This is a genomic window from Stenotrophomonas sp. MH181796 (genome assembly GCF_009659995.1).
Taxonomy (GTDB): Bacteria; Pseudomonadota; Gammaproteobacteria; order Xanthomonadales; family Xanthomonadaceae; genus Stenotrophomonas; species Stenotrophomonas riyadhensis.
Genome location: NZ_RAHU01000009.1, coordinates 69,553 through 84,627, shown reverse-complemented (window position 1 = coordinate 84,627; position 15,075 = coordinate 69,553). Strand labels below are relative to the sequence as shown.

Here is a 15,075-nt window from a genome sequence, read left to right as displayed (position 1 = left end):
GGCCTCAGACCTTGGCCAGGGCCTCGCTGAGGCGCAGAGGGAACGCAACCTCGGTCGCCAGGTGCCACGCGCGTGCATTGGCGCCCAGCCGGCGCCATTCAGCCTCGTCCATCGCCAAGGCACGCTCCACAGCCTGTTCCAGCGCTGCTTCATCCACATGCCAGGTCCTGGACAAGTGACACGGCGGGCCTTCATGGGCAGCGACCAGAAGACCGCGGCTTTCGTCGATCATCTGGTTCATCGGCGCGCCATCGCAGGTGATCACCACCGCCGCACAGCTCATCGCCTCCACCAGGTAGTGGCCCCAACCCTCCGTCTGCGACAGGCACAAGTGGAACGCATGCTCGTTCTGCAGGCGTTGCACCTCCTCGTCGGGCAGTCGTTCACGGACGATGCGCAGGTTCGCGGCACCGCCCTCCTCCTCGTCCGAAGGCCCGCCGCGCAGGACGGTCAACAACGGCCATTCGGGGTGCCGTTTCCAGACCTTGACCAGCGCCGCCGTTCCCTTCATGTGGCTGCTGCCCGCCGCGTGCAGGAAGCTGCGGGGCTTGCGCGGCACCGCTGGGTCGTAGCGGTCGCGGCTGCAGAAACCGACTTCCAGCGCGCGCATGCCCAGCGCATTGAAGATGCGCGTCGCGTCTTCGGTCTTGGTCAGCAGCGCATCGAAGCGCGGCAGGATGCGCAGGCTGCGCGCGGACACCCATTCCGGATTCGGGATGAGCAGATTGACCCTGGCCAGGCCGAAGCTCGCCGGCCGCACATGCTCCAGCGAGATGTTGATATCGAAACGAGCCGGCGTGCGCCCCAAGCTCAGCCATGAGGCCAGCAGCCTGCGCAGGCGCATCCCGCGGAGTTTCCACGCGCCACCGTTGCGCACTGCGTCCAGACGGCTGACGGTCACCTCGTGGCCCAGCTGCTGCAGCGAACGCTCGATCACCTGGATGTCGTGGGTCAGGCCACGCTGGTTGTCGGCTGCAAGCAGATGGATATGCGCCATCAGCAGGCCCCCCCTTGCCTGCGCACATCGCGCGCAGGCAGGGCGGTGGCCAGCATGAAGCCCAGCACAAGATAGAAATAGAACGAATGCGGCATCGCCCGGTAGAACACGTTGTCCGTGAACGCCGACAGTGCGTAAACGATGACCACGGCAAGCCCAGCGGTGGCGATCATCGCCGTGGTTTCATCGGCATGGCCGACACGCCGCACGAAATGGAAGCCCGGCAGGATGAACAACAGCAGCATGATCACCAGCAACGGCACGCCACCGGTCACCGCCGCTTCCAGATATTCATTGTGCGGATGGTTGTAGCGGGAGATCGAATCGGACACCTCGCCGCGGCTGATGCCCTCGCGGGCATAGTTGCCGAACTGGTTCAGGCCCACGCCGGCCACCGGGTGCTCGGCGAATCCGTCGATCGCCACGCCCCACATGGCGATGCGCTCGCGGACCGAACCCACCTCGTTTTCCTGGCTGAAACCGGAGATCTCGCCACTGACCTCTCCAAAGCGCTGGATGACCTGGTGGTTGAGCACCGTGGTGGCACCGACCACGCCGATGACCAGCGCCACGACGAAGCCCAGCGCGCCGCGCCAGCGCCCGGTGCGCCGCACGTGCACGGCGATCACCATCAGCATGGCCGGAACGAACGCCAGGATCGGTCCCCGGCTCTGTGCCAGGATCGAGCCGTACACCCCTACGGCAATGGCGATGCCATGCAGCCAGCGCTCGGCCGGATGCACGTTCGGTTGGATCAGGCGAATGACCGAGAACAGCGCCATGCACAGCGTCACCATGGTGAACTCGATGGCCGTCCATTCTCCGCCACTGAAACCGTGCGCGCGCTCAAGGCCCATCACGTGGTGCTGGACAATGCACGACCCGCCGAAGACCAGGGTGGACAGCGCGAAGATCTTCCAGATCAGGCGCCAGTCCAGCACCGTTGCGAATACGGCCGCCGTGCCCAGGTAGAGCAGCGTCTGCGCCGGCAGGTCCAGCTCGTTCCAGCGCAGGCCGTGCCAGGCGATGCTGTAGAAGGCATAGGCCAGGCGCAGGAAGCAGACGATCACGATGAAACGTGCGATGCGGTAGCGCAGCCGGACATCGGGCTGGCGGCGGATCAGCACCACCCCCGTGACCAGCAGCACCAGCAGTACCACCGCCTTCAACAGGGTGTACGGCGCGGATCCGGCAAGCGGGACAATGGCGACCAGGATGCTGAGCAGGAGGGTACGCCAGGTGCAGCGGGGTTCGGCGGCCATGCAGGCTGCAGTCATGCTGGTTCTTTCTCTTTCCATCAACGCCCGCCAGGGAATGAGCCGCCCCGGTTTCCATGGAGGCCGTTTGGCGGAAATCGCCGGGGCTGACACTACCGTGGGGTCCCGTGGAAATCAACCAAACCGCAGGTGTACGGGGGCCTGCGTTGGCGTACGGACAGTCGTGGGCAACCGCGCTTGCCCCTGGGCTTCCGGCCGGGATCATCGATCGGTCCAGATCGCTACACTAACGGTCCCCCCGGCCATGCCCGCATGGCCACGCCCCGACGCCCTGCCCAAGACGCGAAACGCCCCAAGTGACTGATACAAAAGACAACACCAGCAACGCCAAGGCGTCCAAGGAACACACCCCGCTGATGAAGCACGATGGATTCATCGGAATCATATGCAAGCAAGCCCTTCTGCAGCAATGACTCCGGCCCATTGGCGGCCGAACAGCGCTTAAAACGCAACACCGTCGCAACAAGCCCCCTGCAGCAAGCCCGACCCATTTTTGTTGATTGGAATCGATTCCAATCTCGGAGTCTGAGGAGATGAGACACGAGGGGTAGTAGGATTGAGTTGTCCCATTCACCTGGTCACTCAACAGCTGCCTGATGACGAAATCCATCCAGGTTATTTCTGCATCTAAGTTCGCTACGACTTTTGCCCTCCGACCCGAGCTTCACGCGTGGCTTCTCGGTGCCGGCGCTTCTGCGGCCTCCGGCATCCCGACCGGCTACGACATGATCCTGGACTTCAAAGCCAGGCTCTATTGCCAAGAGACCCGCTTCCCTCGCCGAAACGTTGATCCGAGTGATCCACTGTGGGTTCAGCGCATTGACGAGTTCTTCTCTCGCACCCCTCTCCTTCCGCCCCCTAACGATCCGACCGAGTATGCGGCCGCGTTCGAGGCGATTTATCCGCAAGAGACCCATCGTCGCCAATACATCGCTGACGCCATCAGCAAGGGCACCCCCTGTTTTGGGCACCGCATGCTGGCCGGTCTGATAAGCGCCTCAAAGGCTCCCTGCGTCTTCACGACCAACTTTGATCCTCTGATTGAAGAATCCAGCCTGCTGGCGGCATCCCTAATGGCCCCAGGAGCCGCGAGCAAGCCTACGGTGGCGACTCTAGACTCTGCACACCTGGCTACTCGCTGCCTGGATGAGTCTGACTGGCCCCTCATCGCCAAGCTTCATGGCGACTACCGTTCAACATCCCTGAAGAACACCACGAGCGAGCTGGCTTCCCAAGACCATGATCTGCGCCGGGCTATGGTTGAAGCCTGCAAGCGGTTCGGTCTGGTCGTAGTCGGCTACAGCGGACGCGATTCCTCCGTGATGGAGGCGCTTGAGTCAGTCCTGGCCTACGAGAACCCCTTCCCCAGCGGCCTCTACTGGTGCGCGTCTTCGCGCGCCAAACTCCTGCCGGCTGTGAATGTGCTCTTGGAGAAAGCCGCCTCTAAGGGCGTCAATGTCTTCATCATCGAGTCCGCAACGTTCGACGAGTTGGCCGGCGATCTGCTCAATCAAATCAACCTCCCAGCCCCACTGCTGGACCATGTCCTGTCGTTCCAGCCGACCCAGCTCGCAGCTCCCATCCAGGTGCGCACGGCGGAAGCACGGAAGTTCCCCGTGCTGCGCCTCTCCGCTTTGCTGGTGGAAAGTCTCCCCACAACAGCAAGAAGAGTGGCCTTGGGCCGCCCATCCTCCATCGTTGAGGTGCGGGAAATGCTCAAGGCCACCAAGTGCCGGTCGGCGGTGGCAATGGTTGGGAATGAGCTCGCAGCCTTCGGCAAAGATGCAGAAATCCTCGCTTCATTGCACAGTCTGAAACCAGTGCTAAACGGGCATTGGACGCTGGACCCCGTCCAAGACAGCTGGGCGCTAGGTCTCATCTACGATGCCCTCCTTCGCGCATTGGCTCGGCGACGACCGTTGATTCCGAGACTTAAGCGTTCCGGGCACTCGCTTATGGTTGCCAGCGCAAGGGTCAACGAAACAGACGAGCAGCGACATCGCCGCGAAAGCCAACTATCCAAGCTCAAGGCGGCCTATGGAAGCGAGCTCACGGGGAATAAGTTCGGTCGCAACTACAACGAAGCCATCTCGGTTCGGCTGGAAGAGATTGAGGGACGCTGGTGGTGCGGGTTTGACCCGTACACTGCCGTAGAAGCACCGCAAGATGAGCGGCTGGCTCCTTCTGACACGGCCCAAGGCGACCCGCTGGGCTGGTCGACGCAGCGCAAGCCAGATCCGACCGCTGACTGGAGACGAGAGCGCTGGGCGACCAAGTACAACGGTGCTTGGGCCAACATCATCGACGCGTGGGCGAGCTTGCTCACGTCCCCACACGGCGTCACCTTTCACGCGTTCGGAATAGAAGATCAAGAGGGAGTCGATGCAGCCTTTCGCATTTCACCGCTCACCGGCTTCAGTCGTCCTGGACATCACGACAAATACTTTGACAGGAGGCAGTGATGGTAGATGTTTCTCGCTCGCAGCTACCGCCGCTGTCCTTGCTTTCGGAACCGGAGCTGGCCTTTTCTCCTGAGCACTCCGGGGGGCGAGACGTCCACCCCCTTCGCGGGCTGGCGCACTACGGCCCCTTCTCGTCCCAGACATTCAGCCAGTTCACGCCCACCGTTCGCATCGCCACAGTGGGCCCAGCAAGTGCGTTCTGGACTCGGGGTGCACTTATGGCATCGCTGAAAGAGCGACATGGGGCTAGCGATAGGAGCGGCTACGCCCCAGATTTTCCCGGTTTCGCCAGTGTATTCGGCGTGGACTTAGCTTCCTCGGACAAGGCCAACCACATCCGCTGGCCCGACTCCATCAACGATCTTCCAGGATCTGGCCCGCTTCAGCATCGCCTGGTGGCCGCCTTCGACGCAGCTCTCTCGCAACTAAGCACAAGACACGAACAGTTTGACGTGGTCCTAGTCCATCTCCCAGAGGCGTGGCTTCCTCACACGTCCGGGGACGGGTTCGACGCGCACGATGTCCTCAAGGCATTGGGAGCAAAGCACGGCATCCCAACCCAAGTGGTCAACGACCGGACCTTCAGCTTCTCCAACAAGGCTCAGCTGGCTTGGAGGCTGTCGATCGCGCTCTATGTCAAAGCCGGCGGCATTCCCTGGAAGCTCGCCCCTCTGGCGGGGGTGCCCGCGGACACTGCCTACATTGGTTTGGCATACGCGCTGAAGAAGGTCAACGACGAAACCCACTTTGTCACCTGCTGCTCGCAGGTGTTCGACATGGACGGGGGCGGCATGCAGTTCGTGGCGTTCGAGGCAAAGGATCCGGTCAAGGACGTGCGCGAAGCACGAAGGAATCCGTTCTTGTCACGAGAAGACATGCGAGCCGTTATTGCCCGCAGTCTATCGATCTACCAACAGCGCAATGGAGGCATTCTCCCCCGGCGAATGGTCATTCACAAGAGCAATGCGTTCAAAGAAGAGGAGGTTCTCGGTGCTCGCGACGCCTTGACGGCCGTCCCCGAGGTGGAATGCATCGAGATCAGCTCCAGACCGACTTGGCGGGGAGTATGGCTGGTCAAATCCTCTGGTGGGACGGCGCGCACCCAGCCAGCGAGATACCCAGTCCCCCGCGGCACCTTCGTCCCCCGGTCGGGCACGTCCGCTCTTCTTTGGGCTGCAGGCAATGTTTCAGACGTTTCAAGCAAATCAGACTACTACCAAGGCGGGAAGAGCATCCCACGTCCACTTCTACTGACGCGTCACGCGGGCAGCGGACCACTGGAAACGATCGCCCACGAAACGTTGGCGCTGACCAAAATGGACTGGAACAATGACGCACTCTACGACCCAGTGCCCGTCAGCATCCGTTACTCCCAGAAGCTCGCCAGGACCATCTCCAACGTCCAAGATCTTCCTGGTAATAGTTATCCCTACCGACTTTTCATGTGATCCGAAATCGCAACGATAGAAAAAGGAGCTCAACGTCATGATCAGCAAGAAGCAGGAAGCCTTCATCGAAAAGCCGTCTGGGGAAGTTAAAGGCCCTTACCAAGCCACCTTTGCGGGAACCACCGTCATCTTGAATGACCCAACCGCAGACGTGGACTCTGGCGACTACGTGACCCGAACGCTCCCAGGCGGGAAAACTGAGCGCTCCTACATCCAGAGCGCCCCTTTCTATGATGTCGGCATCGGTGGCTTTGGCCCTCACTTCCAACTGAAGATTGGAACTCCCCCTACAAACCAGCAGCGAGCGAATACCATCAACATTCAAGGCTCGCACTCCATCCAGATTGGCGACCACAACACCCAGAATGTCGTTGGAGCGATCCAGGCATTGCATCAAGCTATCGATGCATCGAGTGCGACAGAGGGACAAAAGGTAGAAGCCAAGTCACGCTTGGCCAAGCTCCTTGAACATCCCATTTTTGTCGCGATCGCCGGTGGTATTGCGGGCGGCCTCGCTGGCTGAACACCAGCCAGGAGACGAGGCTCTAACGCGTCGGTGGTCCAGCGAGTCGCCAGACCATCTTCAACAGCTTCAGCGCATTGCGGACATCATGCTTCTCAAGTCAGGGTAGCCCGCTGAGCTTCCCTATCTAGTCTTCAGAGCAATTCCTAGCCCAGTGCGAGCCCGTCAACGATCAGTCCTGCCAGGGTGCGATCGGAATGCCTATGCGCGTTTTCAGCACGGCCAAAGCTGATGATTTTCAAGCATGACCAACTTCGGCTTCTGTGAAAGAAGGCCCAAAATCCTGGGTTGCCAAGCGAGGCGATGGTGCTTTGATGAGCACACCACCTCGGCCCAAAGGAGCTCAACCGTGTTCTCTCACCCACAGTTCAAAATCGCCAGCCAACTGCTTATCGCGCTCATGTCACAAGGCTCCTCTCGCCAATTGGGCGATCGCGTCGAAGACGTGAGGCATGCTTTGGACGTGTCCGCCGAACTGATTCGGCAGTGGGAGGAGGACCAGCCACGGCGTGGCAAGTTCACACCCCCAACGCCGGTGCCCCAGACGCGCACACGTGAAGCCGTGGTGGACCGCACGTTCATCCCGACAGACGAATGGCGGCGGAGCCGCGCCAAGAAGAGCACGTCACCTTCAGTGTCGCGGAACTCGGGGCCTTCTATCCATTGAAGGATGCCACCTGAAACGAGAGGAGCCCCGCTAGGCGGGGCTCGTTGCGTTTAGTGCAACCTGGGGCGCCGTGGAATGGCGGATGGCTGGGACGCGTCCGACGCGACGGGCCACTCCTGGAAGTCCGACTGCGCCTCCCGGGTTGGCTCGGCTCGAACAGAGCAACGTTCCAAGACAGCCACGCTCGCGGCCTCCAAGCACTCTTCGCGCAAGCGTAGGTCTTCGGCCAAGATCGCCTCCTGCTCCGGGGTTGCGGCAGCTTGGGCTGAAGCCAACTCAGCAGACCGCTGCTCCAGAGCTGCCAACCGGCGGCCGCGACGCCTGGCCCACTCACGAGTTGTCCAAGACACTCCAGGCTCCGGGTGGTTCGCCACAAAGTCGTCCCACGCCTGTTCGGCCATGTGCCGCAATCGGATCGCACGGCGCACAGCTTTAAGACGCTTGGGGAAACGCACCAATGCTGCTGCAAACCGCTTCAAGCCCAGCAGCAGTGCGTTGAGCGCCGAACGATGCTCCTTGCACTCTTCGGGAACGACTTCTCCGCTCGCCAGTGCACTGACCGCCTTCAGCGTGGAATGGAGCGCATGGGCAGCCAATTCATCCCTGAGCGCGTCGCCTTGACGGACCACCTCAATCCGGATGGCCTCCACCGAGGGGGCCTCCCTGGAAACACCCTCGGTGCTGCCGTCGGAGCGCCTCTCGCCGATGGCTTTGCCCAACCCGTACGATACAACGATCTGACCATCGGAGAAGGCAAGCGTCTGATCGATGGTCGAGCGCCTTGCCTCGCGGTGGGCCTGCGCTTCACTGTGCCCCTCAGGCGCCGCGGCCCGGCTTTCCTGTTCAAACCGGGCTAGCACTTCATCGAAGGCGTGTTGGTTCGCCTCCTGAATGGACCTGTTCCTCTCCCCTAGCTCTGAGTACTCCCCTCGGCGTTCGATGGCTGACGCGTCTTTTCCCAGGTGACGCGTGGGCGCGCGTGACAGGACTGCGGCAGCCACAAGATCCCCGCGCGCGAGCGCCTCGTCGGCTTGGGCCTTCAGACTTCGGTGATCTACGCGAACGTCCAGATTCGCAGCTTCCAGATGCGCATTCGTCGTCGCGGCCACCAACTCCCGAATCCACTCGACCTCGGCCCGACCCGCAGGGCCTCCGTCGAGCTCTCGGGTTTTGTCCAGGAAGCCGTCAGGGCCAAGTCGGCGCGTGGTTGCCAAAATGTGGACATGCCAATTCATGCCTCCTTTGCTGCCGGGACTGTGGATGCTGGCTTGTGCAGCAAAGCCGTAGCGGTCCACCAATGCCCGCGCCACCGCGAGGGCAAGAGACGATCGCTGGTCATCGTCCAACTCGTGGGGCAGCGCAAACTCGAACTCCCGTGCGATGGTGGAATCCTTGCGGCGTTCCGCGGCCTCGGCCTCCGTCCAAAGCGAGGCAGGCACCAGGGCCCAACCTGGTGCGTCGTCGGGAATGATGCAGCGTGATTCAACCACGCCGTCTCGCCGACGGTAGTCGTGGCGCTGCCCGGTGCGCGTATCTTCGAGAAGAAGTCCGGCACGGTAGGCGGCTGCCGCGACGGACGAGTGCCCCTTGGCTCGGCTGAAGGTTTTGACGTTGGCGTGGTAGATGGCCATGCGGCTCCAAAGCAGTGGATGTGGCTTTGTTTATGCCGTGGCTTTGGATTTTCGCAAGCGCTGGAAGCGATTGGGGTTCAAGGGGCGAAGCCCTTTGCGCACGCGTTCCGCAGGAACGCCTAGGTGCGCTCTTGCGTTTCGCTACGATGCGTTGAATTCAGCCGCCAGCGCCCACGCAGCAACTTTTAGAATCGAACTCAAAGGCATCCTTGACGGCGTGCATTTCTCTGCTTGACTGGGCGTGAATTCGCTGGAGAACTACATGAGCGCAACTGATCACTACCAAGAACGCATTGCCCGCGCGACCAAACGGCTCGCCCAGCTGCAAGCGAGAGACTTGCTGGCACAGCAAAGGCGAGACAGCAAAGCAAAGGACCTTGAAAGGCGCGTGCAAGCCAAGCGTCGCAAACGAATCGCGGGCCTCGCGATTCTAGCTGGAGCGGACAAGATCGATGACGATGAACTGTTAGGCGCCCTTTCCAATCACATGCACGCGCGCGCGGAACCGTCTGTGCGCGAAGCTGCTGTGATGCGGGGAAACCAGCTCCTCGACGACGCAGCGAAAGGCTCACGCGGGCTGCACTGAGGCAACAAAACCGCCGATGCGGCTTACACACGCTCTGGGAGACGTTGCCGGCCACTGGCAGCGCTCATTCTTCGCCTTCGGTTGTCTCCCTAAAGATCAGGTCGTCCACAGTCGGAACAGGCCTATCTACGCCTTGAATCAAGGTTTTTGACTTCAGAACAGTGTTCTGAAAGAAGGCTTTGCAGTCCAGCACGCCATCAACCGAAAGCCAGTGCGTGGCCTCTGGAAGAAGCGCGGGACTCAACGGATACTTGGCGTTCGGGTTGTGGAACACCTCCATCTCTGCCGTCCAGGGCTCGTGATCATAGGGTGCCCAAAGCGCGCGGTATTCGTCTGTGTTTACGTCCATGCAGAACGGCACCCCGCGCAAGCCACCGGGCGTAAAATCGCTGAGTTCTCCAAAGCGAACGTAACGGTAGTCGTCTGCGGGAAGATCGAACGAGTAAGGGACGCGACTGAGCTTTGCAAGGGTCGCGCCTTGGCTGAAGATCACAGCCGACAACTCTTCACCCTCCGGAGTGAAGAACAAGCCCGCCGGGATCTTGGGAGCGCCCGGCAGGACATGCACATCTTGAGAGACCGCCACCCGCTTGCCCCGCACCTCTATCTCTTTCGCATAGAACCCATAGAGGTACGCCATCAGCGCTACACGGCTCCAAACCATCGAACCGGGCGCATGGAAATCCGCAATGGCGATGGCGAAGGGCTTCCCAACGACGTGATCCATGCGCACATACGCTTTGTCCAACTTGTTCTTCAAGGTCTTTGCATAACGCTCGGCAGCCCCTCCCAGCATTCTTTCTCGCCGGTTCAAAGGTGGCTCGGCCTCTTGAGAATGGGCGTGATCGTAAGGCACTACGGGGTTAGTCGTGACGGCCTCAATCCATGCGTCGTCTCCCGTCCGATTCCGCACATAGAAGTCTGGCGACGGATGATTCTGATCGACCCACAGGCCCTGTTCCTTCAGGCTCGCAAACAGAAGCGCTTCCCAGAGTCGGGTGTGGAAATTTCCTGTGCGACAGTCGCTGGCCCAATTGGCATCTGGGTTTGGCATCGCCAAGTAGAGCTCATTGAGCATCGATGCCCCGCGCCGTCTACAGGGGTGCGCGAGAAGTTTGAAAATTTCGCTGAACTCCCTAGCACCCTTGCCCACAAGTGGAGGACGGTGCTTCACCCCAGGAGGGACCGGCAGCTTGCCTGCGGCCTCTCCGCAAGCATCCCTGATGATCTCCATGGCGCGCGACAGATCAAAGGCGTCTGCCTCTCTGCGCAGGACGACCCAGACATCGTCCACTTGGCGCCGCATCACAAGCACTCCGAAGTTACCCGTGATCACATTTTTCGTCAGCGCACACACCGTGATACCATCCGAGCTCTTCCACGCGCTTACGGGAAGGTCATCACCGAACCCCAACCCCCTGGGCAAAGAGAGTGCGAACACGGCGAAAAGCGCTAAGGGCATAGGCTCCATGACTGCTCCGACGGTCAAAGATGGGATCACACGTCCGGGCACAGCCTGCCATTGCAAGCAATCCACTGGAAGCACGACCTTTCAACGACGACCCGGTTCCGGTCAGCCCAATCGTCTTGAAAATTCCCTAATGATCTCCGCCAACCTTGTCTCAATTAGCCAGGGTCAACCACAGTGCCCTTCCCTGCTCGGCGCTCATCTCACTGAACTCGGAAGGTTCCCAGTGCGTATGGGTGAGCAACTTACCAAGATCTGCCAAGACCTTTTCGCACCGCCTGCCAAACTCAAACACGCCGTCGTAGGTGAGGTCCAGTGTGCCGATGTCAAAGGGCGCAGGCTCCTGACCAATCAACTGCATCTCCCAGTGGGAATGCCTTTTGTCACGGAACGTCTTGACGCTTTTGCCCACATGATCGTTGGAAAGCTCGTTCATCGCTACTGAGACGGCCGCCCACTCATTGTCAAAACCGTCCTTGTTTCGGTCGCGTCGTCGCTGCCGCCACTCTTCTCTCGTCGCTTCACTGATGCCCTCAATCGGTTCTTCTTCGAGATCATCGAACATACCGCCATAACTGTCCCGATAGCGATCGCGGACCCCCGGCACCTGAAGCTTGCGCCAGATGTTCATGAGGCTACCGGTCTTCTCTCCCTTGTCGAGAAATAGCCTGGCAAGTTCGCGGATGTAGTCCTGACCCAACAGTGGCACCAAGTGGTTCCAGAGCCCCACGCCTTGCGAATGGTCAAGCTTAGCCTTCATGGCAGCCTGCACATCACTGTCTTTTACCAGAGGCTTGAGCAAATGGACCCGTTCGTCCAAGAAGTGTACTTCGCTGGTCAAGGCCCGAATCCAACCATCGATTTGGCGAACCCTCTGATCCAGATCTTCGTCGCTCATAGCCCTTCTCTTCCAGCTCCTCAGAAAGAGAGATTAGCGGGCAGCTATTGGGCCATCAACGGCGCAATATGCGACAGACACTCGCCCGGCCCGGGTGGACGCTCACGCCATCTATAGGGGCCACTCACACGACCTCCGGGGCGGCCCGGGCATGGTGTAGTGAACCGTGCCAACGCTGGTCAAAGGAAATCGATGCACCCGGATATCCTCGGCTGGGCCGCGACCGTGGTGTTGATCGCCACCCTGGTCCGCCAAATGGTCAAACAGTGGCGATCGCCCCACCCTGAAACCGTGTCGAAGTGGCTGTTCGTCGGTCAAATGACCGCATCCACGCTGTTCACGATCTACAGCGCTCTCCTAGGTTCAACCGTCTTTGTCGTGACCAACGCATTGCTATTGCTCACCGCCGTGACCGGCCAAGTCCTGGCTTGGCGCAGGCGTGGACGAGCCGGGCCGCCGCCCCCGTGCTGACTATGTAAACGGCGCGCTATACGCTCAGGACTGAGTTCCCGCGCAGGTGCAGCTGACAACGCCCGCCCCTAAATCATTTACTCAATAAAACTAACGACAGAAACTTCCATTTATCATTCATTCATTTTCAGATCTTCGTTTTTGAAGGACTTTGTTAGCTTGTTCAGTGCAAACAGTACGGTAATGACTGCGATTACTGACTTAGAATCCGCCGGAAAACCCTTATTTCAAAGGCTTTCACAGAGATAACTGATTTAGCGAGTTGGTGAGGGCACCCTCGCAGCCAGAGCAACATCTAGGGGTGTTGAGTGGGGCGAAACTTTTTGTATCAACCCTGTTGACGAATTTGCGGCCTGTTTTATCCGTACTTCCATCCCCCAGATGGAAGTGAACCAATGACCGCTCTACCCTCCGCAGCACTCACCGATTACATCGCCGCACCCTTTGGCACCCTTCATCTGGAGGGCATCCACATCGGTCGTTTCCGGATTGAACGAGCTACGATTCAAGGCCGCGAAGCTGCAATCAATCTTCAGGAATGCATCCTGACAGCGCTGGACGAAATCGGCCGCAAGAGCGCGCTGAAGAACGGAACCCGCTATCCCCAGCAACTGCCCATGGGTACACCGGCTCGTCCCTTGGCCAAAGAGATCGATGATCACCTCGCGGACATGCGCCGCCGGCAGCTGGATCCCAAGACCGTGCTCGCCACCGAGCGCACTCTGAAGCTTCTCCTGCTGACCTGCGGCAACATTTCGGCCTGCCGCGTGGATTACAAGCATATCCAAGCATTGTGGCAGCTGCTGCGCTGGGCTCCGAAAAACCTGTTGTCGGATCCCTTGCTGAAACGCCTCAGCTTCGATGACGCGATCACTTTGGGGAAGGAGCAGGACGTACAGCCCTTGGCTCCGGCCACCGAAGAGCGCCACCGCCGCTTCCTGGTTGCTTTCTTCAACCACCTGGTCAACGGGCAAGCCATCGCGTCCTCGCCCATGAAGGCCTTCCGCAAACCAAAAGAAGACCACGCCATCGATCCCGACAAGGCCATCCGCCTGTTCGAGGACGGAGACCTGCAGGCCATCTTCGACCCGGCCACCTTCATCCCTTGGGCGAGAAAGCCGCAGCACTGGTGGGCACCGATGATTGGCCTCTACACGGGCGCTCGGGTCAACGAGGTCTGCCAGCTGAAGCTGACCGACATCCTCCAGGAGCGCGGCATCTGGTGCATCGCCTTCCAAAAGACCATCGATGAAGACCTCGCCGCGGATCCGAAGCGCCAACGGCGGAGCCGGCAAAGCATGAAGGGCGCCGGGTGCATGCGCATCGTCCCCATCGCCAAGCCCCTATTGGACGCCGGTTTCCTCGAGTTCGTCGAAGACATGAAGGCCACTGGCCACCCGCGGCTGTTCCCCCTCCTATCTGCCGGCGTGAACCGGAAGAGCGGGGAGACCAACGCGCGCTACAGCCAGCAATTCGTGGTGGATTTTGGCCGTTACTTGAAGACTCTGGGATTTGCCAAGGGGATCGGGTTCCATGCCTTCCGCCACACCCTAGCGACCGAATTGGATGTCAACGACGTTCCAGAGAAGGAGATTGCACTGGTCACCCGCCACAGCACCGATCCACGGGATCGGGTCCAGGTGTTGCGCAAGCACTACCTCCACAAGAAACCGCAGGTTACGCGCAGCAAGCAGATCAGCGCCCTGGAGTTGTATCAGCCCAACGTGGAACTGCCGCGCTACGAGCGCGGGCAGTTTGCGGAACAGTTGCGGGACCCGACCAAGTTCCATCCGTGATACCAGCAGCTGCTGCCCAGGTCCAACCAACTCATGACGAGGGACCTGGGCTGGTCAAGGGAGCATTCGCATCGAATTCCATTTGGAATTACGCTAAAGCCCTCGACACTTGGACCACACAGATGACGATCGATGTCAGCGGCCTGTCGGCCAAAGAACTCAAAGCCCTGATCGCTCAAGCAGAGAAGCAACAAACCAAGGTGCTGACCCGGCCCAAGGCTGCCGCCATGCGAGCCAAGATCAACCAATACGTCAAAGACCACGGTTATACGATTGAGGAGCTTTACGGAGCGGTTTCAACGGCCTCTTCCGAGTCATCCAAGAAGCGCACTGGCCGCAAACCCGCGAAGTCCACCGGCAGCAAGGTCGCCCCTAAGTACCGCAATCCGGCCAACCCCAGCGAAACGTGGTCCGGACGTGGCCGCCAACCAAGGTGGCTTGCTGCTCTGGTCCAGAAAGGGAAGGATTCCAGCGAGTTCTTGATCAAGTAGTCCAAAGTGCAGGTCGAAGATCAAAGGCGAATCAACGCCCAGGACCTTTGTCGGCACGCACGCGGGCGCATGGGAAGGTCTGAGACCGGTTGCCATGGGCGGCGGATACACTCGAGCGAAGGCACCGATCGGTTCCACCCAACATTTCAGGACAGGACATGCGCCCACTCGCAGGCGTGCTCAAGGTAGAGTTCCTCGATAGGGTGGGCCAACGGTGGACCAAGCCTCCGCTGCGGCGACGCTTGGAGGTCATTCAGACGATGTCAACACTGTTTGACCAGTTTCACCAGATGGGGTTGGCCGACCCTCATTTCTCCAGACTTCTGGCTCGGGGTTCTCACGCGGAACACCACCAAAGGC

Annotated in this window: 12 protein-coding genes; 7 read left to right on the top strand and 5 right to left on the bottom strand. The window is 60.2% G+C overall.

Going from position 1 to position 15,075, the window contains the following annotated elements:
* Nucleotides 1–4: 4 nt before the first annotated feature.
* Both D5301_RS21585 and D5301_RS21580 read right to left on the bottom strand, forming a co-directional pair.
* Nucleotides 5–997: a glycosyltransferase gene (locus tag D5301_RS21585; protein ID WP_153856847.1), complete on the bottom strand. Its 993-nt coding sequence runs from the start codon at nt 995–997 to the stop codon at nt 5–7.
* On the bottom strand, nt 997–2,259 hold the full coding sequence (locus D5301_RS21580) for an O-antigen ligase family protein (protein WP_228756481.1): 1,263 nt from the start codon (nt 2,257–2,259) through the stop codon (nt 997–999). Before D5301_RS21580 ends, D5301_RS21585 begins: the two co-directional genes overlap by 1 nt.
* 611 nt (nt 2,260–2,870) lie before the next feature.
* On the opposite strand from D5301_RS21580, the gene D5301_RS21575 reads away from it, so the two are divergent.
* The 3 genes from D5301_RS21575 to D5301_RS21565 all read left to right on the top strand — a co-directional run bounded on the left by D5301_RS21575 (nt 2,871) and on the right by D5301_RS21565 (nt 6,707).
* On the top strand, nt 2,871–4,736 hold the full coding sequence (locus tag D5301_RS21575; RefSeq protein WP_194936661.1) for an SIR2 family protein: 1,866 nt from the start codon (nt 2,871–2,873) through the stop codon (nt 4,734–4,736).
* A 218-nt stretch (nt 4,737–4,954) separates the two neighbouring features.
* Nucleotides 4,955–6,184, top strand: a complete 1,230-nt coding sequence (locus tag D5301_RS21570) for a nuclease PIN (protein WP_228756480.1) — start codon at nt 4,955–4,957, stop codon at nt 6,182–6,184.
* Between the two features lie 37 nt (nt 6,185–6,221).
* Entirely contained in the window at nt 6,222–6,707 is a 486-nt protein-coding gene (locus D5301_RS21565) for an RIP homotypic interaction motif-containing protein (protein WP_153856845.1), read from the top strand.
* 717 nt (nt 6,708–7,424) lie between these two features.
* Here the strand turns inward: D5301_RS21565 and D5301_RS21560 are convergent.
* Nucleotides 7,425–9,005, bottom strand: coding sequence for a MobA/MobL family protein (locus tag D5301_RS21560; protein WP_153856844.1), 1,581 nt, complete (start codon nt 9,003–9,005; stop codon nt 7,425–7,427).
* A 262-nt stretch (nt 9,006–9,267) separates the two neighbouring features.
* Between D5301_RS21560 and D5301_RS21555 the strand changes: the two genes are divergently transcribed.
* Entirely contained in the window at nt 9,268–9,591 is a 324-nt protein-coding gene (locus D5301_RS21555; protein WP_153856843.1) for a hypothetical protein, read from the top strand.
* Between the two features lie 64 nt (nt 9,592–9,655).
* On the opposite strand, the gene D5301_RS21550 is transcribed toward D5301_RS21555, so the two are convergent.
* Nucleotides 9,656–11,062, bottom strand: a complete 1,407-nt coding sequence (locus tag D5301_RS21550; RefSeq protein ID WP_153856842.1) for a hypothetical protein — start codon at nt 11,060–11,062, stop codon at nt 9,656–9,658.
* Between the two features lie 151 nt (nt 11,063–11,213).
* The gene (locus tag D5301_RS21545) at nt 11,214–11,957 is read right to left on the bottom strand and encodes a hypothetical protein (protein WP_194936660.1); all 744 of its coding nucleotides are present in this window, start codon (nt 11,955–11,957) and stop codon (nt 11,214–11,216) included.
* Between the two features lie 192 nt (nt 11,958–12,149).
* On the opposite strand from D5301_RS21545, the gene D5301_RS21540 reads away from it, so the two are divergent.
* The 3 genes from D5301_RS21540 (at nt 12,150) to D5301_RS21530 (ending at nt 14,715) form a co-directional block, all read left to right on the top strand.
* Entirely contained in the window at nt 12,150–12,428 is a 279-nt protein-coding gene (locus D5301_RS21540) for a hypothetical protein (RefSeq protein WP_153856841.1), read from the top strand.
* A gap of 395 nt (nt 12,429–12,823) precedes the next feature.
* Nucleotides 12,824–14,224 carry a site-specific integrase gene (locus D5301_RS21535; protein ID WP_153856840.1) on the top strand — a complete coding sequence of 467 codons (1,401 nt, stop codon included), beginning with the start codon at nt 12,824–12,826 and terminating at the stop codon, nt 14,222–14,224.
* Between the two features lie 122 nt (nt 14,225–14,346).
* Nucleotides 14,347–14,715 carry an H-NS histone family protein gene (locus D5301_RS21530; RefSeq protein WP_153856839.1) on the top strand — a complete coding sequence of 123 codons (369 nt, stop codon included), beginning with the start codon at nt 14,347–14,349 and terminating at the stop codon, nt 14,713–14,715.
* Nucleotides 14,716–15,075 lie beyond the last annotated feature (360 nt).

Coding starts and splice junctions, on each gene's coding strand:
- D5301_RS21545 (WP_194936660.1), bottom strand. CDS start 11,957: ATGAGCGACGAAGATCTGGATCAGAGGGTTCGCCAAATCGATGGTTGG.
- D5301_RS21585 (WP_153856847.1), bottom strand. CDS start 997: ATGGCGCATATCCATCTGCTTGCAGCCGACAACCAGCGTGGCCTGACC.
- D5301_RS21570 (WP_228756480.1), top strand. CDS start 4,955: ATGGCATCGCTGAAAGAGCGACATGGGGCTAGCGATAGGAGCGGCTAC.
- D5301_RS21580 (WP_228756481.1), bottom strand. CDS start 2,259: ATGGCCGCCGAACCCCGCTGCACCTGGCGTACCCTCCTGCTCAGCATC.
- D5301_RS21540 (WP_153856841.1), top strand. CDS start 12,150: ATGCACCCGGATATCCTCGGCTGGGCCGCGACCGTGGTGTTGATCGCC.
- D5301_RS21550 (WP_153856842.1), bottom strand. CDS start 11,062: ATGGAGCCTATGCCCTTAGCGCTTTTCGCCGTGTTCGCACTCTCTTTG.
- D5301_RS21535 (WP_153856840.1), top strand. CDS start 12,824: ATGACCGCTCTACCCTCCGCAGCACTCACCGATTACATCGCCGCACCC.
- D5301_RS21560 (WP_153856844.1), bottom strand. CDS start 9,005: ATGGCCATCTACCACGCCAACGTCAAAACCTTCAGCCGAGCCAAGGGG.
- D5301_RS21565 (WP_153856845.1), top strand. CDS start 6,222: ATGATCAGCAAGAAGCAGGAAGCCTTCATCGAAAAGCCGTCTGGGGAA.
- D5301_RS21530 (WP_153856839.1), top strand. CDS start 14,347: ATGACGATCGATGTCAGCGGCCTGTCGGCCAAAGAACTCAAAGCCCTG.
- D5301_RS21555 (WP_153856843.1), top strand. CDS start 9,268: ATGAGCGCAACTGATCACTACCAAGAACGCATTGCCCGCGCGACCAAA.
- D5301_RS21575 (WP_194936661.1), top strand. CDS start 2,871: ATGACGAAATCCATCCAGGTTATTTCTGCATCTAAGTTCGCTACGACT.